The 20,029-nt window shown below is 70.2% G+C and carries 22 protein-coding genes; 10 read left to right on the top strand and 12 right to left on the bottom strand.

Going from position 1 to position 20,029, the window contains the following annotated elements; genetic code table 11:
• Window positions 1-15: 15 nt before the first annotated feature.
• Window positions 16-1,599 carry a bifunctional phosphoribosylaminoimidazolecarboxamide formyltransferase/IMP cyclohydrolase gene (gene purH / locus GGR66_RS18085; protein WP_160966475.1) on the bottom strand — a complete coding sequence of 528 codons (1,584 nt, stop codon included), beginning with the start codon at window positions 1,597-1,599 and terminating at the stop codon, window positions 16-18.
• 326 nt (window positions 1,600-1,925) lie between these two features.
• Between purH and GGR66_RS18080 the strand changes: the two genes are divergently transcribed.
• The 8 genes from GGR66_RS18080 (at window position 1,926) to GGR66_RS18045 (ending at window position 9,863) form a co-directional block, all read left to right on the top strand.
• Window positions 1,926-2,540 carry a CDP-alcohol phosphatidyltransferase family protein gene (locus GGR66_RS18080; RefSeq protein ID WP_184449601.1) on the top strand — a complete coding sequence of 205 codons (615 nt, stop codon included), beginning with the start codon at window positions 1,926-1,928 and terminating at the stop codon, window positions 2,538-2,540.
• Window positions 2,541-2,604: 64 nt separating this feature from the next.
• Window positions 2,605-4,359, top strand: a complete 1,755-nt coding sequence (locus tag GGR66_RS18075) for a bifunctional alpha/beta hydrolase/class I SAM-dependent methyltransferase (RefSeq protein ID WP_184449598.1) — start codon at window positions 2,605-2,607, stop codon at window positions 4,357-4,359.
• Entirely contained in the window at window positions 4,356-5,693 is a 1,338-nt protein-coding gene (locus GGR66_RS18070; protein WP_184449596.1) for a phosphatase PAP2/dual specificity phosphatase family protein, read from the top strand. The genes GGR66_RS18075 and GGR66_RS18070 overlap by 4 nt, the downstream gene beginning before the upstream one ends.
• On the top strand, window positions 5,690-6,124 hold the full coding sequence (locus tag GGR66_RS18065) for a hypothetical protein (RefSeq protein ID WP_184449594.1): 435 nt from the start codon (window positions 5,690-5,692) through the stop codon (window positions 6,122-6,124). The genes GGR66_RS18070 and GGR66_RS18065 overlap by 4 nt, the downstream gene beginning before the upstream one ends.
• Window positions 6,125-6,137: 13 nt before the next feature.
• Entirely contained in the window at window positions 6,138-7,610 is a 1,473-nt protein-coding gene (locus GGR66_RS18060) for a TIGR04222 domain-containing membrane protein (RefSeq protein ID WP_184449591.1), read from the top strand.
• On the top strand, window positions 7,610-8,263 hold the full coding sequence (locus GGR66_RS18055; protein WP_160966487.1) for a CDP-alcohol phosphatidyltransferase family protein: 654 nt from the start codon (window positions 7,610-7,612) through the stop codon (window positions 8,261-8,263). The genes GGR66_RS18060 and GGR66_RS18055 overlap by 1 nt, the downstream gene beginning before the upstream one ends.
• Complete coding sequence (locus tag GGR66_RS18050) at window positions 8,260-8,892, top strand: lysophospholipid acyltransferase family protein (protein ID WP_160966489.1); 633 nt, start codon at window positions 8,260-8,262, stop codon at window positions 8,890-8,892. The genes GGR66_RS18055 and GGR66_RS18050 overlap by 4 nt, the downstream gene beginning before the upstream one ends.
• On the top strand, window positions 8,889-9,863 hold the full coding sequence (locus GGR66_RS18045; protein ID WP_184449589.1) for a phosphatidate cytidylyltransferase: 975 nt from the start codon (window positions 8,889-8,891) through the stop codon (window positions 9,861-9,863). Before GGR66_RS18050 ends, GGR66_RS18045 begins: the two co-directional genes overlap by 4 nt.
• A 501-nt stretch (window positions 9,864-10,364) precedes the next feature.
• Here GGR66_RS18045 and fis read toward each other — a convergent pair.
• The 7 genes from fis to prmA all read right to left on the bottom strand — a co-directional run bounded on the left by fis (window position 10,365) and on the right by prmA (window position 15,190).
• Window positions 10,365-10,637 carry a DNA-binding transcriptional regulator Fis gene (gene fis, locus GGR66_RS18040; RefSeq protein ID WP_003471008.1) on the bottom strand — a complete coding sequence of 91 codons (273 nt, stop codon included), beginning with the start codon at window positions 10,635-10,637 and terminating at the stop codon, window positions 10,365-10,367.
• Between the two features lie 116 nt (window positions 10,638-10,753).
• Window positions 10,754-11,629 carry a DUF3426 domain-containing protein gene (locus GGR66_RS21280; protein ID WP_255421771.1) on the bottom strand — a complete coding sequence of 292 codons (876 nt, stop codon included), beginning with the start codon at window positions 11,627-11,629 and terminating at the stop codon, window positions 10,754-10,756.
• Window positions 11,630-11,755: 126 nt separating this feature from the next.
• A complete protein-coding gene (locus GGR66_RS18030) occupies window positions 11,756-12,133 on the bottom strand; it encodes a helix-turn-helix domain-containing protein (RefSeq protein WP_184449587.1) in 378 nt (125 codons plus the stop codon).
• A gap of 198 nt (window positions 12,134-12,331) precedes the next feature.
• Window positions 12,332-13,228 (bottom strand): retroviral-like aspartic protease family protein, encoded by an 897-nt coding sequence (locus GGR66_RS18025; protein ID WP_184449585.1) that lies wholly within the window; start codon window positions 13,226-13,228, stop codon window positions 12,332-12,334.
• 47 nt (window positions 13,229-13,275) lie between these two features.
• Window positions 13,276-13,497, bottom strand: a complete 222-nt coding sequence (locus tag GGR66_RS18020; protein WP_160966497.1) for a helix-turn-helix transcriptional regulator — start codon at window positions 13,495-13,497, stop codon at window positions 13,276-13,278.
• Window positions 13,497-14,102 (bottom strand): hypothetical protein, encoded by a 606-nt coding sequence (locus tag GGR66_RS18015; protein WP_184449583.1) that lies wholly within the window; start codon window positions 14,100-14,102, stop codon window positions 13,497-13,499. Before GGR66_RS18015 ends, GGR66_RS18020 begins: the two co-directional genes overlap by 1 nt.
• Before the next feature lie 167 nt (window positions 14,103-14,269).
• Entirely contained in the window at window positions 14,270-15,190 is a 921-nt protein-coding gene (gene prmA / locus GGR66_RS18010; protein WP_184449581.1) for a 50S ribosomal protein L11 methyltransferase, read from the bottom strand.
• A gap of 233 nt (window positions 15,191-15,423) precedes the next feature.
• Here prmA and GGR66_RS18005 point away from each other — a divergent pair, with 233 nt between their 5' ends.
• Together GGR66_RS18005 and GGR66_RS18000 are read left to right on the top strand one after the other, a co-directional pair.
• Complete coding sequence (locus GGR66_RS18005) at window positions 15,424-16,350, top strand: hypothetical protein (protein ID WP_160966503.1); 927 nt, start codon at window positions 15,424-15,426, stop codon at window positions 16,348-16,350.
• The gene (locus GGR66_RS18000) at window positions 16,347-16,700 is read left to right on the top strand and encodes a hypothetical protein (RefSeq protein WP_184449579.1); all 354 of its coding nucleotides are present in this window, start codon (window positions 16,347-16,349) and stop codon (window positions 16,698-16,700) included. Before GGR66_RS18005 ends, GGR66_RS18000 begins: the two co-directional genes overlap by 4 nt.
• Window positions 16,701-16,900: 200 nt before the next feature.
• Here GGR66_RS18000 and accC read toward each other — a convergent pair whose 3' ends face one another.
• The 4 genes from accC to aroQ all read right to left on the bottom strand — a co-directional run bounded on the left by accC (window position 16,901) and on the right by aroQ (window position 19,731).
• On the bottom strand, window positions 16,901-18,265 hold the full coding sequence (accC, locus tag GGR66_RS17995; protein WP_048489337.1) for an acetyl-CoA carboxylase biotin carboxylase subunit: 1,365 nt from the start codon (window positions 18,263-18,265) through the stop codon (window positions 16,901-16,903).
• Window positions 18,255-18,689 (bottom strand): four helix bundle protein, encoded by a 435-nt coding sequence (locus GGR66_RS17990; RefSeq protein ID WP_160966507.1) that lies wholly within the window; start codon window positions 18,687-18,689, stop codon window positions 18,255-18,257. Before GGR66_RS17990 ends, accC begins: the two co-directional genes overlap by 11 nt.
• A 20-nt stretch (window positions 18,690-18,709) precedes the next feature.
• Complete coding sequence (gene accB, locus GGR66_RS17985; RefSeq protein ID WP_160966509.1) at window positions 18,710-19,192, bottom strand: acetyl-CoA carboxylase biotin carboxyl carrier protein; 483 nt, start codon at window positions 19,190-19,192, stop codon at window positions 18,710-18,712.
• Between the two features lie 92 nt (window positions 19,193-19,284).
• Window positions 19,285-19,731 (bottom strand): type II 3-dehydroquinate dehydratase, encoded by a 447-nt coding sequence (gene aroQ, locus GGR66_RS17980; protein ID WP_184449577.1) that lies wholly within the window; start codon window positions 19,729-19,731, stop codon window positions 19,285-19,287.
• Between the last annotated feature and the right edge of the window lie 298 nt (window positions 19,732-20,029).

Raw genomic sequence — 20,029 nt, 5'->3', positions numbered from 1 at the left:
CGCATCGCTCCGGACTCAGTGGCGGAAGTGGCGCACGCCGGTGAACACCATGGCGATGCCGTGCTCGTCGGCCGCGGCGATCACCTCGGCGTCGCGCATCGAACCGCCGGGCTGGATCACCGCCTTGATGCCGGCCGCGGCGGCGGCGTCGATGCCGTCGCGGAACGGGAAGAACGCATCGGAGGCCATCACCGAGCCTTCCACGGCCAGGCCGGCGTCGGTGGCCTTGATGCCGGCGATGCGCGCCGAGTACACCCGGCTCATCTGCCCGGCGCCGACGCCGATGGTGCGGTGGTCCTTGGCGTAGACGATGGCGTTGGACTTGACGTACTTGGCCACCTTCCACGCGAACAGCAGGTCGGCGAACTGCGCCTCGCTCGGCGCCAGCCGGGTCACCACCTTCAGCGCATCGCGCGGCACCACGTGGGCGTCGCTGGTCTGCAGCAGGATGCCCGAGCCGACCCGCTTGCTGTCGATGCCGTAGGCACCGTCGCCGGCGGGGATGCGCAGCACGCGCACGTTGGCCTTCTTCTTGGCGTATTCGAGCGCGGCGTCGTCGTAGTCGGGGGCGATCAGCACCTCGACGAACTGGCGGTCCAGAATGACCTTGGCGGTGGCCGCGTCCAGCGTGCGGTTGAAGGCGATGATGCCGCCGAAGGCGCTGGTCGGGTCGGTGGCGTAGGCCAGTTCGTAGGCATCGCCGCAGCCGGCGCCGACCGCCACGCCGCACGGATTGGCGTGCTTGACGATGACGCAGGCCGGCGCGTCGAACTGGCGCACGCATTCCCAGGCCGCATCGCTGTCGGCGATGTTGTTGTAGGACAGCTCCTTGCCCTGCAGCTGGGTGAAGGTAGCCAGGGTGCCGGGCGTGGGGTGGAGGTCGCGGTAGAACGCGGCCTGCTGGTGCGGGTTCTCGCCGTAGCGCAGTTCCATCACCTTGACGAAGCTGGAGTTCATCTGCGCCGGGAAGGGACTGCGCGTCGGCACCGCGGCGTCGCTGGCGGTGACCGCGGACAGGTAGTTGCTGATCGCCGCGTCGTACTGGGCGACGCGGTTGAACGCGGCCACCGCCAGGGCGAAGCGCTTGGCCGCCGACAGCCGGCCGTCGTTGGCCTCCAGCTCGGCCAGCAGCTCGGCGTACTGCGCCGGGTCGGTGGCCACGGCCACGCGGGCGAAGTTCTTGGCCGCCGAGCGCAGCATCGCCGGGCCGCCGATGTCGATGTTCTCCACCGCGTCGGCAAGCGTGCAGTCGGCCTTCGCCGTGACCGCCTCAAACGGATACAGATTCAGCACCAGCAGGTCGATCGCGGCGATGCCGTGTTCGGCCATCACCGCATCGTCGGTGCCGGCACGGCCAAGCAGGCCGCCGTGCACCAGCGGGTGCAGGGTCTTGACCCGGCCGTCCATCATCTCCGGGAAGCCGGTCAGTTCGGACACGTCCTTCACCGCCAGCCCGGCCTCGCGCAGCGCCTTGGCGGTGCCGCCGGTGGACAGCAGTTCGACGTTGCGCGCGGCCAGCGCGCGGGCCAGGTCGATCAGGCCGGTCTTGTCGGAAACGGACAGCAGCGCCCGGCGCACGGGCAGGAAATCGGAGGGCATGGGGCAGGGCGGGGGCAGCGGAACGGGCCGCCATTGTAGGCGCTGAGGCCCGCCGACGCCCGGCTGGGGCCCGCACCGGGTAAGCGGATCGTGCGTGCGAAGGTCGATTCCACGCGATGACGCCGAGCGCTCGGCGGCCCTTGCGTAGGTGGGTTCTCGTGCCGCAGACAGTGCTGCGCGGCCCCCGCGGCGTGACGGCGACGCGCACTGGTCGTGCCGCCGCACGCGGCGCCTGGCGCGGGCGTGGCGGGCTGCGCCATCGCGCGCGCAGCCGCTGCGATGCATTAGGCTGTCGCCGCCCCGCCCTCGCCGTCAGGACCACGCGCGTGTCGATCTATGCCCTCAAAGGACGTTTCCAGGACCTGCTGCGGCCGGGCGTGCGCGTGCTGGACCGACTCGGCGTCACCGCCAACCAGGTGACGGTGGCCGCGGCGCTGCTGTCGCTGCTGGTCGCCGCGGTGGTCTACGCGCAAGGCGCGGCGCAGCCGCTGTGGTATGCGCTGCTGCCGGTGTGGATGCTGCTGCGGATGGCCTTGAACGCGGTGGACGGCATGCTGGCGCGCGAGTTCGGCCAGCAGTCGCGGCTGGGCGCCTACCTCAACGAACTGTGCGACGTGGTGGCCGATGCGGCGCTGTACCTGAGCCTGCTGAGCGTGCCGGGCGTGATGGGCGGCTGGGTGTGGTTGATGGTGCTGACCGCGGCGCTGACCGAGTATGCCGGGGTGCTGGGGCTGATGGTCGGCGCCAGCCGCCGTTACGATGGGCCGATGGGCAAGAGCGATCGCGCCTTCTGCGTCGGCGTGCTGGGGGTGTTGCTGGCGTGCGGGTTGCCCGGTGCGCCAGCCGTCAATGGCTTCGCTGGGGTGGTGGCGTTCCTGTGCGTGTCGACGACGGTGCGCCGCGTCGCGGCCGGATTGCGCGAGGCGGACGCGCGCGACTGAGCGGGTGCGGCCATTGCGGGCCGCGGGATACATGGATTCACCACAGACAGGACATCGGCAACGGATGCGGCAGGTCAACGAAAGCGAATTCGCCAGTTTCGACGGCACACGGCTGTTTTACCGGCATTGGCCGGCCACCGCGCCGGTGGCGCCGCCGCGGGCGATCGTGCTGCTGCATCGCGGCCACGAGCATTCCGGGCGGGTCATGCACCTGGCCGAGGAATTGGGACTGGACGACTGCGCGGTGTTCGCCTGGGATGCGCGCGGCAACGGCCGCTCGCCCGGCGCGCGCGGCGACGCGCCCGGTTTCCCGGCACTGGTGCGCGACCTGGACCGCTTCGTCGCGCACATCGGGCAGGTCCACGGCATCGCCGTGCAGGACATCGTGGTGATCGCGCAGAGCGTGGGCGCGGTGGTCGCCAGCACCTGGGTGCACGACTATGCGCCGCCGCTGCGCGCGCTGGTGCTGGCCTCGCCGGCGTTCAAGGTCAAGCTGTACGTGCCGTTCGCACGGCCCGGGCTGGCCCTGATGCAGAAGTTGCGCGGCAACTTCTTCGTCAACAGCTACGTCAAGCCGCAGTGGCTGACCCACGACCCGGCGCGGGTCGAGAGCTACCGCAGCGATCCGTTGATCACCCGGCCGATCTCGGTGCGGGTGCTGCTGGGTCTGTATACGGCGGCCGACCGCGTGGTCGGCGACGCGCAGGCGATCACCGTGCCGGTGCAGCTGCTGGTGTCGGGCAGCGATTTCGTGGTGCATCGCGGGCCGCAGGATCGCTTCTACGAGCGCTTGTCCTCGCCGGTGAAGGAGCGCCACCTGCTGCCCGGTTTCTTCCACGACACCCTGGGCGAGCGCGACCGCGCACCGGCGCTGGCGCAGATCCGCCGCTTCGTGCGCGAGCGCTTCGCCGCCGCGCCGGCGCTGCCCAGCCTGCTGCAGGCGCACCGGCATGGCCCGACCTTCGAGGAAGCCGAGCGCCTGGCCTGGCCGCCGGAGCGCTACAGCCTGCAGGACCTGCGCTGGCGCGGCGTGCGCGCCGGCCTGCGCCTGGGGGGGCGGCTGTCCGAGGGCATCGCGCTGGGCCTGCAGACCGGCTTCGATTCCGGCAGCACGCTGGACTACATCTACCGCGATCAGGCCGCCGGGCGCGGCCCGCTGGGGCGGATGATCGACCGCAACTACCTGGATGCGATCGGCTGGCGCGGCATCCGCGTGCGTCGCCAGCACTTGCACGAACTGCTGGGCCTGGCAATGCAGCGCCTGCGCGCGGCCGGCCTGCCGGTGCGCGCGCTGGACATCGCCGCCGGCCATGGCCGCTACGTACTGGAAGCGCTGGCCGGTGGCAGCCAGCGCGCCGACGCGATCCTGCTGCGCGATTTCAGTCCCTTGAACGTGGCGCAGGGCCGCGCGCTGATCGCCGCGCTCGGCGCCACCGACATCGCCCGCTTCGAGCAGGGCGATGCCTTCGACCGCGACGCGCTGGCGGCGCTGCAGCCGCGGCCGACGCTGGCGGTGGTGTCGGGCCTGTACGAGCTGTTCCCGGACAACGACCAGGTGCTGCGCTCGCTGCAGGGCGTGGCCGCGGCAGTGGAGCCGGGCGGCTACCTGGCCTACACCGGCCAGCCCTGGCACCCGCAGCTGGAATTCATCGCCCGCGCGTTGACCAGCCACCGCGACGGTGCGGCCTGGGTGATGCGCCGGCGTACCCAGCAGGAGATGGACGAGCTGGTGTGCGCGGCCGGCTTCCGCAAGCTGGAGCAGCGCATCGACGACTGGGGCATCTTCACCGTGTCGCTGGCGCAGCGGATCGCGCCATGAGCGTTGCCGCCGCGCGGCCGTGGCGGCGTGCGCTGGTCTGGCTGGCGCTGCTGGGGCCGTTCTTCTTCCTCAGCTACGGCTTGGCCAACACGCTGGCCGCGCGTCGCGTCGAGGTGCCGTCGCTGCCATTCGCCTGGGAAACCCAGATCCCGTTCTGGCCGTGGACCATCGTGCCGTACTGGTCGATCGACCTGTTCTACGTGGCCTCGTTCTTCGTGTGCCGCACGCGTGCCGAACTGGACACGCATGCGCGGCGCCTGCTCACCGCGCAGTTGCTGGCGGTGGGTTGCTTCCTGCTGTGGCCGCTGCGCTTCGGTTTCGAGCGGCCGCCCACCGAGGGCGTGTTCGGCTGGCTGTTCGCGGTGCTGCTCGGCTTCGACAAACCGTTCAACCAGGCGCCGTCGCTGCACATCGTGCTGCTGGTGGTGCTGTGGGTGCGTTACGCCCAGCACCTGCACGGGCTGGCGCGATTGGCCCTGCACGGCTGGTTCGCGCTGATCGGGCTGTCGGTGCTGACCACCTATCAGCACCACTTCCTGGATGTGCCCACCGGCCTGGCCGCCGGCTGGCTGTGCGTGTGGCTATGGCCGGAGCGCATCGCCGCGCCGTTGCGCGCGGCGGCACTCGCGCGCGATCCGCGGCGCTGGCGCCTGGCCGCGCTGTACCTGCTCGGCAGCGCGGCCTGCGTGGCCGCCGCACGCGCGCTCGGTGGCGCCGGCTGGTGGCTGCTGTGGCCGGCGCTGTCGCTGCTGCTGGTCGCGCTCAGCTATGCGCTGCTCGGTCCGCTCGGCTTGCAGAAGCGCACCGACGGCCGCCTGAGCCTGGCCGCGCGCTGGTTGTACGCGCCGTACCTGGTTGCCGCGTGGCTCAACTCGCGCGCCTGGACCTGGCGCGATCCGGCGCCACGCGCGATCGCCGACGGCGTCTGGCTCGGGCGCATGCCCGGCCGCGGCGAGCGCACGCGCTTCGCCGCGGTGGTCGACGTCAGCGCGGAACTGTCGTTGCATCCGGCGCAGGCGCACGACCGCGTGGTGCCGATGCTGGACCTGGTGGCGCCGCCGGCCGCGGCCCTGCATGCGGCCGCCGACGCGATCGAAGCGGCGCGCGTGCACGGCCCGGTGCTGGCCTGCTGCGCGCTGGGCTATTCGCGCAGCGCGGCCGCGGTCGCCACCTGGCTGCTGCGCAGCGGCCGCGCCGTTAGCGTGGACGACGCGCTGGCGCTGCTGCAGGCGCGCGCGCCACGCATCGTGCTGGGGCCGGCGCAGCGTGCCGCCATCGCCGCCGCCTGCACTGCGCCGCCGGCGTCGCTGCAGGCGCAGGAGCTGCCGGCATGAGCGCGTCGCTGGAACTGCGCACGATGGCGGCCGTGCTGCGCCAGGGCGCGCCACTGGACCGGCTGTCGCAGGTGGTGTTGGCAACGGCCCTGCTGCTGGTCGCCTGGTATGCCGGCACCGGCGCCGTGCTCGCCGCGGCGCTGTGCGGATGTTCGGCGCTGGCCGGCCTGCTGCAGCGCTACTGGGCGGCCCGGGTCGGGCTGGATGCGGATCTGCTGGAGGCAGTGCTGACCGAAGCGGATCCAGCGCGCGCCGGTGCCGATCTGGACGCAGTCCTGCACAGGTTGGGCCTGCTGCGCACGCTGCCGCCGCCGCGCGACTGGCTGGCGCGCTGGCAGGGCATGCGCCGCCTGCTGCGGCGGCAGTTGATCGCGCTCGCGGTGCAGCTGCTGGCACTGGTACTGGCGCTGTGCACGGGGCAGTTTGCATGAGGAGGCAGGCGCCATGACCGATGAACCCGCAACGACCTTGCGTTCCGAGGTGGATGCGGCCCGGCACGCGCTGTGGCAGCGGCTGCAGGCCTACCGTTTCGGCGAGGGCGAAGCGGCGCTGCCGGCGTTCGTGCGCCGCGTCGCCAAGGAAGCCAACGTGTCGCAGGCGCTGGCCGCGCGGGCGGTCGAGGAATATCGACGCTTCTGCTTCCTGGCCTGCGTGGCCGGCGAGGAGGTGACGCCCAGTGCCCTGGTCGACCAGGTCTGGCATACCCACCTCACCGACACCCGCGAGTACTGGCAACGGTTCTGTCCGCAGGTGCTGCGGATCACCCTGCATCATCACCCCGGGCGCGGCGACCCGGCCGACGCCGAGCGCTTTCAGGCGCAGTACAAGGCCACGCTGGGGCACTACTGGCATCACTTCGGCGAGCCGCCGTTGGCGTGCTGGCCGGCCCCGGCCGGCGCGCCGACCGCGCCGGCACCGCGCCAGGCAGGCACGCGCCGTGTGGTCCGCGCGCGCGGCGGCGTCGCCCTGTGGGGCTGGATCCTGGGCGTGGCGCTGCTGTTCGCGGTGCTCTGGCAGGGCAACGGCCCGCACTCGCCGCTGCATTGGCCCGGGCCGCCGTTCCTGCTGCTGTTCCTGGCCGGCATCGGCCTGGCCTGGAGCCTGGGCGCGCGGCTGCGCCTGGCCGTACGCGGACTGCGCGGCGGCGACACCGAGGCGCCGCTGGATCCGGCCGAGCTGGCGTATCTGGCCGGCGGCAGCGAGCGCGTCGCCGATCAGCAACTGGCCCTGCTGCTGGCGGCCGGCGCGGTGCGCCTGCAAGCCGACCCGCGCCTGCGCCGCCACGCGCGGCTGGAACACACCCGGGTCGCCGCACCGCCGGCGCTGCAGCGCGCGCTGGCGATCGTGCGTGCGCAACCGCAGCTGCAGCAGGCGCTGGCCGCCTTGCGGCGCGACGCCGCACCGCTGCGCCGGGCCCTGGTCGCCAAGGGGCTGTGGCTGGGCCATGCGCAGGCGCTGTGTGCGCGCCTGTTCGGCGCCGCACCGTTGCTGGCGCTGTGGACCGTGGGCCTGCTGAAGCTGCGCATCGGCCTGCAGTTGCAGCGCCCGATCGGCTTCCTGGTGGCGGCGATGGTGGTGGTCACGGTCGTTGCGCTCGGCTTCCTGCTCACGCCGCCGCGGCGCAGCGTCGCCGGCGACGCGCTGCTGGCCGATCGCGATGCGGCCTGGCGCGACGGCGTCGCCGCTCCCTCGCTGGCGCCCGGTTCGCACCTGGCGCTGCCGCTGGCCCTGGCCGGCACCAGTGTGTTGATGACCACGCCCTGGGCCGACTACCACGCCTTGCGTTCGCCGCTGTCCAACGGTGGCGGTGGTAACGCGTCGACCAATAGCTGCGGTGGCGGCGGTGGCAGCAGCGACGGCGGCGGCGGCAGCAGTTGCGGCGGCGGTGGCTGCGGCGGGTGTGGAGGCGGCGACTGATGGCCGGTTCGACCTGGCAGGTGCGGCGTGCGCAGTGGCGTGCGCGCCTGGCGCTGGCGTTGCGCGCGCGCGGGGCCACGCCCAACGGCGTGTCGTGGACCGGGCTGGCGTGCGCAGTGCTGGCCGCGCTGATGTTCGCCCTGGCCTGGCGCGAGCCGCCGCTCAATGCCGCCGCGCTGCTGGTGCTGGCGGCGCTGGCGTTGCAGGCGCGGCTGCTGTGCAACCGCCTGGACGGGCTGCTGGCGCATCAGGCGCAACTGATCGGCCGTGCCGGTGCGGTGTACAACGAGGCGCCGGACCGGCTGTCGGATGTGGCGGTGTGCCTGGGCGTGGGCTATGGCCTGCAGCCGGTGCTGGGCATCGGCGCGGAACTGGGCTGGGCCGCCGCCTTGCTGTGCGTGGGCACCGCCTATGTGCGCATGCTCGGCCTGGCCTGCGCGGTGCGCGAACCGCTGCAGGGGCCGATGGCGCGCGTGCAGCGCATGCATTGGCTGTCGCTGGCCGCGTTGGCGGCGGCCGCGGCGCTGCTGCTGCAGCACGCCACGCTGGCCCACATGATCCTGGCCGTGGCGCTGGCGCTGCTGATCGCCGCCGCCGCCCTGACCATCGTGATGCGCGTGCGCGCCATCGTGCGCGAACTGGAGTGGACATGATCGCCCGCCTGATCGCCCGCGGCTGCAGCGCCGCGATCCGTCTGCTCACCGGCGCACGTGCGCTGTGGCGTGGCTGCATGCCGTCCAGCGAGCGCCGCGTGTACTACGGCAACCACGCCAGCCACGGCGATTTCGTGCTGATCTGGTCGTCGTTGCCGGCGCCGCTGCGGCGCGAGGTGCGGCCAGTGGCGGCGGCCGACTACTGGCAGCGCGACGCGTTGCGTCGCTACCTGATCCATGCCGTGTTCAACGGCGTGCTGATCGAGCGCGATCCGCAGCAGCGCCAGCGCGATCCGATCGCCTGCCTGTGCGAGGCGGTCGACGCCGGCGGCTCGCTGATCCTGTTCCCGGAAGGCACGCGCAACACCGAGGATGGCCTGCTGCCGTTCAAGAGCGGTCTCTATCACTTGGCGCGGCAGCGGCCGGAACTGGAGTTCGTGCCGGTGTGGATCGACAACCTCAAGCGGGTGATGCCCAAGGGCATGTGGCTGCCGCTGCCGCTGCTGTGCACCACCACCTTCGGCGAACCGCTGCGGCTGGGCGCCGGCGAGGACAAGCAGGCCTTCCTCGATCGCGCGCGTGCGGCCTTGCTGGCCTTGGCGCCGGAGCAGGCGGAGGCGGCCCGATGAATCCGATCGCGCTGAGCGAACACCTGCAGCAATCCTCGCTGCGGCAACAGACGGTTTGGTTGTTCCTGGGCATCGCCACGGTGCTGATCGTGGCCACGCTGATCGCCGAGACCTTGCGCTGGCGCGCGCGCGGACGGCACAGCGCGGTGCTGGACAACCTGGTGGCGCGGATCCGCGCCTGGTGGGTGATGGCCGCGGTGGTGGCGCTGGCGTTCGCCTTCGGCCGCCTGGGCGTGATCGTGCTGTTCGCGCTGGTGTCGCTGTTCGCACTGCGCGAGTTCATCACCCTCACCCCGACCCGGCGCGGCGACTACTACGCGCTGCTGGCCGCGTTCTATGTGGTACTGCCGTGGCAGTACTGGCTGGTGTGGAGCGACTGGTACGGCCTGTACACGTTGCTGATCCCGGTCTATGCGTTCCTGGTGCTGCCGATCCTGTCCACCATCGGCGGCGACACCACGCGCTACCTGGAGCGCACCGCGAAAGTGCAGTGGGGGCTGATGATCTGCGTGTTCTGCATCTCGCACGTGCCGGCGCTGCTGAACCTGAAGATTCCCGGCTACGAAGGCCGCAACCTGCTGCTGTTCGCGTTCCTGGTGATCGTGGTGCAGTCCTCGGACGTGCTGCAGTACGTGTGGGGCAAGCTGATCGGCAAGCATCTGATCGCGCCCAGGCTCTCGCCGTCCAAGACCGTGGAAGGCTTTGTCGGCGGCATCCTCTCGGCCAGCCTGCTGGGCGCGGCCTTGTGGTGGATCACCCCGTTCTCGCCGCTGCAGGCGTTCGCGCTGGCGCTGGTCGCCAACCTGATGGGCTTCTTCGGCGGCCTGGTGATGTCGGCGATCAAGCGCGACCGCGGCATCAAGGACTGGGGCCACATGATCGAAGGCCATGGCGGCGTGCTCGACCGATTGGACTCGGTGTGTTTTGCGGCGCCGGTGTTCTTCCACCTGATCCGTTATGGATGGGTGTGAGGGGCGGGGAGTGGGGATGTCGGGATTTGGGATTCGCTGGAGTGTCGCGCGCTGTGCGTGCGTAGGAGCGGCTTCAGCCGCGATGCCTTCCCGATAGCGCGTCGGGGCCGATCGCGCAGCAAGCGGGCAGGAATTTCTCTCGGACCCCATCGCCGTTCGTCTGTCGGCGATGGAGGTTGGGTGATGCGATCGCGCTTTGCGGCCAGGTGGTGGCATGGCATTCGTTGCAGCAGGGCTGCAGCCCTGGCGCTTCAGCCAGTGTCGCGTCGGGGCTGAAGCCCCTCCCACATGGCAATGTGCGGCCTTCGGCGCTCGCTGCTTCTTCGCGGCAACACTTCGCTCGACATCGCCTCGCGAGGCGATGCAGGTTTCAGGCGTCGCGGCTGAAGCCGCTCCTACAAGGATGATGCGCAGCGCTTACAACCAGCGTCGCGTGCTGTGTCGGATCGCTTGCCACTCAAGTCCTGCAGGACAGGATGCTGCAATCCCGAATCCCGGCCCTCAAGCCAGCCCGTATTCCTTGAGCTTCTTGCGCAGCGTGGCGCGATGGATGCCCAGCATCGCCGCGGCGCGGCTCTGGTTGCCTTCGCAATGGTTGAGCACTTCCACGAACAACGGGATCTCCATCTCGCGCAGCACGATCTCGTACACGTCGTCGGCGTCGCAGCCATCGAGGTCGCGCAGGTAGCGGCGGACCGATTGCGCCACGTGTTCGCGCAGCGGCGGCTTCGGCGCGCCGCGACTGGAGTCAGGACGAGTGGTGGCGGCGTTCAAGTTCGACGGATCCCCGGATGACAGCGGCGCCGGACGGCAGGAGGGCCGGCGCGGGGGGACGAGTCTAGCGCGTGGCCTGCGCCGCTGCCATGGCGCAGTGCCCGAACGCAGCGTTCTCAGTGGAAGTCGAAACTGAATGCCGCAGTCTCGGCGGCCGGTTCGCGCACCTGGAACGCGATCTGTGCGCTCTGTCCCGGCTCCAATGTGGCGCTGTCCGGGCGTGCGCGGCCCAGGTACTCCTGCGGGCGCAGCACGCGGCTGCCGATGGTGCGGCCGTCGGTGTCGGCCAGCGACAGTTGCAGCAGCGGCCAGGCCTGCGCCCAGCGTGCGTCGTTGCGGAACGTCGCCTGCACCTGCAGGGTGCCGGCATGGCCGGGCAACGGCCGCACCTCGCGGCTGAGCATGGTGAAGGCCGCCGGCTCGCGCCAGGCCGGCACGCTGCAGCGCAGGACCTGGCACACCCCGGCCACCCACGGCCGCCAGCGCGGGTCGGCTCCCAGGCGCTGGCGATCGGCGATCAGGATCTGCAGCGCCAGCAGCAGGCCCAGCCCGACCAGCGCGATCCACTGCCATGGCGCGGCGCGCAGCACCGGGCGTCGCGCGCGTGGGCCGTGCAGGAAGCTCGGCGCGGCAGTGGCGGCGGACGCAGGCGCGATGGGGGCGGTACCGATGGCCGCGGTCGTAGTCGGTGCCAGTGTTGGTGCCGGGTCCGTCGCCGATGCGGGCGCTGACGGCAGCGCCCCCAGGTCCGTGTCACGCGCGGCGTGGTGCGCGTTGGTGTCGGCGTCGTCCTCGGTCTTGCTCGGCTTCGCGTTCGCAGACGTTGGCGAGACGCTTGGCGCTATGGGCGGTGCTGCCGTGTCGGTCAGCGCCGCCGCCGGTGCATCGTCGCCCGCTGCCGGCGCGACCGGTGCCTCGTCCCGCGTGGCGGACGGATCGGGCTGACGCAGCAAGGTGGCGAGGCTGGGACGGGGCGGAGTGCGATCGGGCATGCGCGCGGGCAACGACGGCGAGAGCCGTATTCAAGCATGCGCCGGCTGGATCTGCAGCGCGCTACCGCTGGATCGTGGCCTTCGTCAGCGCTAGACGCGTCACGGCGCGAGGGTCCCGCGGCGTGCTCAGCGCGACTTGCGAGTGTCGAGCAGGTCGAGCAAGCCGGCGCGCTGCCGCGGGCTCAGGCTTTCGAAGCGCTCCAGCAGGCGCAGCTGCTGGTCGGTGAACTGGTACTGGTTGGGCAGTTCGCCGATGGCGGCGGCGTCTGCGCCGATCGGTTCGCCGAACACCCGCTCGCCGCGGCCGGTGGCCAGGTACTCGAAGCTCAGCCCGCTGCGGCGGGCCAGCGCGATCAGGTGCTCCACCGCCGGCGCGGTGCCTTCGGCCATTTCCCACTGCGCCACGGCGCTGCGGGTCACGCCCAGGTCCAGCGCCAGCGCCTCCTGGGTGAGGCCGGTGCGCTTGCGCGCTTCGCGCACCCGTTGGTACAGCTTGCTGTTCACACGCACCTCCGCAAGGGAGGCGAGATATAGCCGTGCCGGTCGTTGCGGTTGGTTCGCAGCGCTGCCTATTGGCTTAATGTTAGCGATACTGTCTTCGTCGCGAGCCCGCCCTCTGCGGCCCCCGACGCTTTCCCGTTTTCCCGTTCCACGCGCCCAATCGCGCAAAGCGTCGACCATGCGCCGCGGGGTGGTGCTGGCTTATTCAGGTGCCTCGCAGCGCGAGCGATCGAACCAGAACCGCTTTGCCTGGTGGTCGTAGACCAGGCGCTGCCCCATCATCGCGTTGATGCCCAGGATCATCGCCGGCTCCTGGCCAAACCCGAAGCTTTTGAACACTGGCAGATCGGCCACGCGAACGGTGAGACGGTCCACGCGGCGACCTGCGAATGCCACCGCGTCGACCTCGCCTTCGCGCGTTTCCCTTGCCTCCGATGCCGCGCCATAGAGCGTCTCCCCGCGCCGGAAAGACGGGCCATCCACATCGAGATGCGCGGCACGTGCGAACGCCGGATTGATCTGCGTCCCGCGCGAACCCGTGTCGAGCACGGCGATTCCCGCCACGCCGTTGACGGTGACAGGCAGCGTCAGTTGCGTTCCGTCGACGACGGTCCCGCCCTGGAGCATCACTGCATCCTTGGTGAGGATGCGGCGCATCGAGACGGGTTTGGGGCGCAGCGAGACTTCGCGGCACGGGAAGTCGAAGATTGCGATCGCACCGTCCATCAGGTCGTTGCCCGTCACCCCCGCCGCGATCTCGGCATCCTTGCGATCCGGCAAGCCGGTGGCCTCGAGGTTGCGCATCGTGCGGCCATCGACCGTGAGGCTGTCGAGTCGATAGGTCGGCATCATCGCCGCTCCGGTCATGCCCTCCACGCTGATGGGCAGGCCCGGTTCCAACGCCTGCTGCTTGGCGAACCACTGATAGACATGTGTTCCGTCAGCCCCGGTGTCGAGGATGAAGGGCACGGTCCCCTTGCCGTTGACGAAGGCAGGCACGACCAAATGGCCGTTCCCCGCCGGGGTCAGCGGCACGGAGGATTCGGCATGGGGGCTGAGCAACAGGCACGAGGCGACGAGCGCCGACATCGGACGCATGGGCTTCTCCATCATTGAGGGGGCGAGGGCGCGCTGAGCGCGGCTGATCAGGGGGGCGACGGCGTGTCCGGATCGTATTCGAGAAGGTCGCCGGGCTGGCAGTCCAGCTCCCGACATATCGCTTCCAGTGTCTCGAAGCGCAGTCCTTTGACCTTCCCCGATTTGAACAGCGACAGGTTGGCCTCGGTCGCGCCGATCGCACGCGCCAGATCTTTCGACCGCATCTTCCGCTTCGCAAGCATGACGTCGAGCCGGATGACGATCGGCATCAAAAGAACCCGGCACGGTCGCGTTCGATCTCTGCACCGACGGCGACGACGTTCACGAACGCGAACAGCAGGATGCCAAGGACCGCCGCGTCGAGCTGGCGGAGTTCCAGCTTGATGGCGACCGGGCTCATGTCGGCGGCATAGAGCGCGGCATGGGTCATGAGCGGGACGAGGGCATAGGCGATGAGCGCCCATGCGATCCGACGCACCAGCGCTTCATTGGCGGCGGTGAAAATCAGGTGTCGGGCATAAAGACGGAACAGACCGATCAGCCCGGACAGGATCACTAGACCCGGAATCAGACGCAACGTCAGCAGCGCAGCCGCCAAGGCGGACTGCCAACCTGCATAGCGTGAGATCGCCACGAAACCGGCCGGCATCGCGCCATCATGCGCCTGCGTCAGGATGAAGGCGAACCCGCCATGCAGCATGCCGGCGTGGTCCCCGACACGGAAAAGCAGCAAGAGCACCTGAAGTGCGGCGGTTGCCGCCATCAGCGCCATCACGGCACACGCGATGGCGAAGAACACCCTTCCCCGGCGAGCAAGCGCGTCGCCTGCCGCGGGTGTTGCTCCGCCGTCCTCTTTCCCCTGATGCCGCATCATGCTGCCTCCGCGTCGGTGCGCTACGCAGCGATAATTATCTTTTTACGATAATTAATCAAGAGCTAATTTGCAGGGCGTGCAGGTCCGGTCCATGTGCCTACCCGCTGCCGCTGCCGCGGGCCGGTCGGCGCCGGGTGCGGTGGCGGGTCGGATCGGGTGTGGCGGAATCAGGCGCGACGCACGCCGTCGATGCGCATCCAGTCGCCGTCCTGCTCGGTGCGCAGCTGGGTGAACCACGGCGCGTAGCGCTGCAGCAGTTCCTGTTCCTGGCCGTGCAGGATGCCGGACAGGGCGATGCGCCCGCCCGGCGCCACGCGCGCGGCCAGGGTCGGTGCCAGCGCGTCCAGCGCCGAGGCGAGGATGTTGGCCACCACCACCGGATAGGTGGCCGCCGGTTCGTCGGCGGGCAGGTACACCGCCAGGCGCTCGCCCACGGCGTTGCGCTCGGCGTTGTCGTGGCTGGCCAGCAGCGCCTGCGGATCGTTGTCCACGCCCACCGCGGCGGCGGCGCCCAGCTTCAGTGCGGCCAGTGCCAGGATCCCCGAACCGCAGCCGAAATCGAGCACGCGCGCCTGCGCCAGGACGCCGTCGGTGGCCAGCGCGTCCAGCCAGCGCAGGCACAGCGCCGTGGTCGGGTGGGTGCCGGAGCCGAACGCCAAGCCCGGGTCCAGGCGTACCACCGCGGCGTCGGCGCCGCTGGCGTCCTCCGGCAGGTCGTGATTCCACGGCACGATGAAGGTACGCGTGCCGAAGCGCATCGGCTGGAACTGGTCCAGCCAGGCCCGCTCCCAATCCTGGTCGTCGACCTTGCGGAACGTGGCCTGGGTCCAGTCCAGCCCGGGGTCGAACGCTTCCAGCGCGGCCAGCAGCACCAGCGCGTCCTGTTCCTCGGGGAACAGCGCGGTGAGCACCAGCGTGCCCCACAGCGGTGTCTCGCCCACACCCGGCTCCAGGATCGCGCGTTCGTTGCTGGTGTCGGCGTCGGCATCGAGCAGGGTCACCGCCAGCGCGCCGACATCCTCCAACGCAGTCTCGTAGCGGGGCTGGGTGGCGTCGGTGCAGCGCAGGGTCAGTTCGAGGAACGGCATCGGTCGGTGGGCAATGGGGGGAAGGGCGCATCTTAGACGGGCGGCGGACCTCGCGCTGGATGCGGCCTGTGCTGGCGCGTCGTGCCGTTCGTCCGTGCCGCCGGTCCGCGCGTCCGTGCTGCGGCGCCATTTGGCGCATGCCATGGCCGCGGCCTGGGGTAGACTGCCGGCTCGCAGCACCGGGCGACAGGGGGTCCGGCTGCGCTTCTGCCCGTTGTCCGGCTCTCTCGCGCATGCCCGTCGTGTCCCGTCCAACCTGGCTGTTGCTGGCGCCCGCCGCGCTGTTGCTGGGCGTGGTCGCCTATCGCGCGCTGTCGCTGCCGGCTGCACCAGTGGTGGCCGCGCCGTCGACTGCGGTGGCGTCCGCTGCCGCCCCTGCGCCCGCCGCGCCTGCCACCGCGCCCGTGCCGTCCTCGGCGCCGATGCGCCCGCGTGCAGACGCCGAGGGCGAACGCGGCGCCGATCTCTACCGCGCCGCGCAGCAGCTGTCGATCGCCGCCGCGCACGGCGATCCCGAGGCGTCCTGGCGGCTCAGCCGCATCTACGACTACTGCGCCGGTTACGCGATGGACCCTGTCGGCTACGGCGCCGATACCCGCGCGATCGCCGACGCCCGCCTGCCGACCTCGGCGCAGATGGTGCAGGCGCGTGCCCGCGTCGGCCGCCGTTGCGCCGGGTTCTTGCCCGGCGACGGCCTGACCCGCCAGGCCATCGTCGCCCAGCGCGTGCAGGCCGCGCGCGGCGGCAACCTGGCCGCCGAAGCGGCGCTGCTGGCGCTGGGCCAGCCGTTGCATGCCGGCGCCGAGTACAAGCGCGATCTGGTCGCGCGGGTGCGCGCCTCGGGCGATCCCGATGCCTACGTGGCGCTGGCGCCGGCGATGGGCCTGGCCGCCAGCGGCGACGACGGCATGGACGGCGGCGTGGCCGGCACCCAGTTTTCCGAATTGGCCTGGCAGTTGGCCGCCTGCAGGCTGGGATTGGATTGCGGCCCGGACAGCGAGCTGATGACCCGCTATTGCGCCAACGGCGGGATCTGCTCGCGCGACCCCAGCCAGGATTTCAGCAGTTTTGTTTATGACGCCGCGGTTCCGCGGCAAGGCACGGACACGATGAACGACATGGTCAACCGACTGGTGGACACCACGGGAGCAGGCTCATGAATTACCGGCGATGGCTGCATGGCGCCAAATTCTGGTTCTGGGTCCTGGCCTTCGTCGCCTATTCGGCGGCGGCGGCGGGCCTGCTGCTGATCGACACCGCCGAACAGCGCTACCGCGGCCTGTCCAAGGTCGAACTGACCACGGCACACTCCGCGCCGGACGTGCGCCGCGCCGGCGCCGCGCAGGTGGCGGCGATCTACCGCGCCAACAGCGGCATGCCGTTCTCCACCCTGGCCCCGGGCAGCACCTTCCAGATCGTCTGGCCGGACGGCTCCACCGAGACGGTGATGATCGTCAGCCCGACCTCGAGCCTGGGCGTGGAGCCGGTGACGGGGACGCAGACGAAGTAGCCGGGATTCGGGATTGGGGAGGTCGGGATTCGCAAAAGCGGATCCAGATCCGGATCTTTCAGGTGCGTCTGGGCGCATCTGCGACCCGAAGCCCGGCAGGACCATGGGTCCATCGAAGCCGCGCCCTTTGCGCCTGCCGGCATCGATCCGAAGCCGGCTCTAGCGAATCCCAAATCCCGAATCTCGAATCCCAGCCGTTCCTACAACGCGATCGACTTGTTCTTGCGTTCGGCCAGGCGCTTTTCCAGGTAGTGGATGTTCTGGCCGCCGGCCTGGAAGCCCTTGTCGCGCATGATCCGCTGCTGCAGCGGGATGTTGGTCTTGATGCCGTCCACCACCATCTCGCTCAGCGCCACGCGCATGCGCGCGATCGCGGTCTCGCGGTCGGGGCCGTGCACGATCAGCTTGCCGATCATCGAGTCGTAGTTCGGCGGCACCTTGTAGCCGCTGTAGATGTGCGTATCCACGCGCACGCCGGGGCCGCCGGGCGGGTGGAAGCCGGTGATCAGGCCCGGGTTGGGCATGAAGGTTTCCGGGTCCTCGGCGTTGATGCGGCACTCGATCGCATGGCCGCGCAACACGATGTCCTTCTGCTTGATGCTGAGCTTGTGCCCGGCGGCGATGCGCAACTGCTCGCAGACCAGGTCGATGCCGGTGATGCGCTCGGTGACCGGGTGCTCCACCTGGATGCGCGTGTTCATTTCGATGAAGTAGAAGCGCCCGTTCTCGAACAGGAACTCGAAGGTGCCGGCACCGCGGTAGCCGATGCGGATGCAGGCGTCCACGCAGACCTTGCCGATCTCGTTGCGCAGTTCCTCGGTGATGCCCGGCGCCGGCGCTTCCTCCACCACCTTCTGGTGGCGGCGCTGCATCGAGCAGTCGCGCTCGCCCAGGTGGATGGCGTTGCCCTGGCCGTCGGCCAGCACCTGGATCTCCACGTGGCGCGGGTTCTCCAGGAACTTCTCCATGTACACCTGGTCGTTGCTGAAAGCGGCCTTGGCCTCGGACTTGGTGGTCTCGATGGCGGCCTTCAGCGCGGCCTCCGAATGCACCACGCGCATGCCGCGGCCGCCGCCGCCGCCGGCGGCCTTGATGATCACCGGATAGCCGATCTCGCGGGCGATCTTGGTGTTGGCGACGATGTCCTCGCCCAGCGGGCCGCCCGAGCCGGGCACGCACGGCACGCCGGCGGCCTTCATCGCGCGGATCGCCTCGACCTTGTCGCCCATCAGGCGGATGGTGTCGGCCTTGGGCCCGATGAAGATGAAGCCGGACTGTTCCACGCGCTCGGCGAAGTCGGCGTTCTCCGACAGGAAGCCGTAGCCGGGGTGGATGGCCTGGGCGTCGGTGACCTCGGCCGCGGCGATCAGCGCCGGGATGTTGAGGTAGCTCTCCGAGGAGGGCGCCGGGCCGATGCACACCGACTCGTCGGCCATGGCCACGTGCTTGAGGTTGCGGTCCACGGTGGAATGCACCGCGACCGTGCGGATGCCGAGCGTATGGCACGCGCGCAGGATGCGCAGCGCGATTTCGCCGCGATTGGCGATGACGACTTTATCGAGCATGGGATTCGGGATTCGAGATTGGGGATTCGTAAAGGGCGCCGGCATCGCGCAGGTGTCGCGAATCGTCCAGCGTGCGGATCAATGCGTTGAGCCTGGAGAACGTGCGGTTCAAGAGATCATGGGTTGCCGCGTCGGTCGCACAGAATTGCAGCCGTGTCGCGATCTGCAGTTGCGTATCCAACTCGGCCAGCGAACCCCGCGCCATCGACAGATAGCGCAGGTACTCGGCGGTGGAGCGCCGCGCGGCGCCCTCGGCGATGTTGGAGGGAATACTGATCGCGGCGCGCCGCATCTGGGCTGTCAGTCCGAAGCGCTCGGCATCCGGGAAATCCTGAGTGAGCCGGTAGGTCGCTTCCACCAGCGCCATCGCGTCGCGCCAGACGTCCAGGCGCTCGTGAGGCCGCTGTTGCGAATCCCGAATCACGATTCCCCAATCCCGGCGTCTCAGCCAATCACGAACAACGGCTGGTCGAACTCCACCGGCTGGCCGCTTTCGCCCAGGATCGCGACGATGGTGCCGGAGACGTCGGCTTCGATCGGGTTGAACATCTTCATCGCCTCGATGATCGCCAGGGTCTCGCCGGCCTTGACCGACTGGCCGACGCTGACGAAGGCGGGCTTGTCCGGGGACGGCGAGGTGTAGAAGGTGCCGACCATCGGCGCGCGCAGCACGTGGCCCTCGGGCAGGGCGTTGCCGGGCTTGGCGCTGCCGCCGGTGGAGGCCTCGGTGGGCGAGCTCATCGGCATCGGCGCGGCGGCGGCCGGCGCGGCCACGGGGGCGGCGGCCAGGTACTGCGGCGCGCTGGCGGTCATGCCCTTGGGGGTGCGCGCCAGGCGCACGCTTTCCTCGCCTTCTTTGATCTCGATCTCGGCGAGATTCGATTCTTCCAGCAGGTCGATCAGTTTCTTGATTTTGCGGAGATCCATAACGGCCTCGTGAAGTGACTTTGAAAAAGACCGGGCGCGCGGCCCGGGGACTCAGACGGGGGTGTGCGGTGCCGGTCGTGCGTGGGCGCGGCTCATGCGGCCGCCCCCAGCCGGGTCAGCGCCGCGTCCATCGCGTAGCGGTAGCTGTCGGCACCGAAGCCGCAGACCACGCCGACCGCGTGGTCGCTGAAGTAGCTGTGGTGGCGGAACGGCTCGCGGCTGTGCGGGTTGGACAGGTGGATCTCGATGAACGGGATCGCCACCGCCGCCAGCGCGTCGCGCAGCGCCACCGAGGTATGGGTGAAGGCGGCCGGGTTGATCAGGATGAAGGCGGTCCCGTCGCCGCGCGCGGCCTGCACCCGCTCCACCAGCACGTGCTCGGCGTTGGACTGCAGGCTGTCCAGCTGGTGGCCGGCGGCGCTGGCTTGGGCCTGCAGCGCGGCGTCGATCTGCGCCAGGGTGGCATGGCCGTACACGCCCGGCTCGCGGGTGCCGAGCAGGTTGAGGTTGGGGCCGTGCAGCAGCAACAGTCGCGCCATCGGGAACAAAGCAGCGGAAAGGGCGGCAGTCTGCGCGAAGCCGGCATTGCTGTCCAGTTCGGCGAAGTTGCGGGTGTTTTAAACAACTGTTTGATTTTGCCGCCGGGCCGCAGTGCGCATGCGGCGGGCCTGATTGGCGTCGGCGGCGCTGGACGGCGCGCGCTGGCGCCTACGTTTATGTCGCATCCTGCGCGCGCCGCGCAAGTGTCGCCGCAGCATGGGACGGCGGCATTTCAGATGTCGCCACGGGAGCGCGGCGACGCTCCTGGAAGTGGTATATACCATTTGAAAATCACTG

It is taken from the genome of Xanthomonas sp. 3498, from assembly GCF_014199795.1.
Classification (GTDB): Bacteria; Pseudomonadota; Gammaproteobacteria; order Xanthomonadales; family Xanthomonadaceae; genus Xanthomonas_A; species Xanthomonas_A rydalmerensis.
Note: the sequence above shows the minus strand (reverse complement) of the source record. Positions and strands in the feature narration are given on the sequence as shown.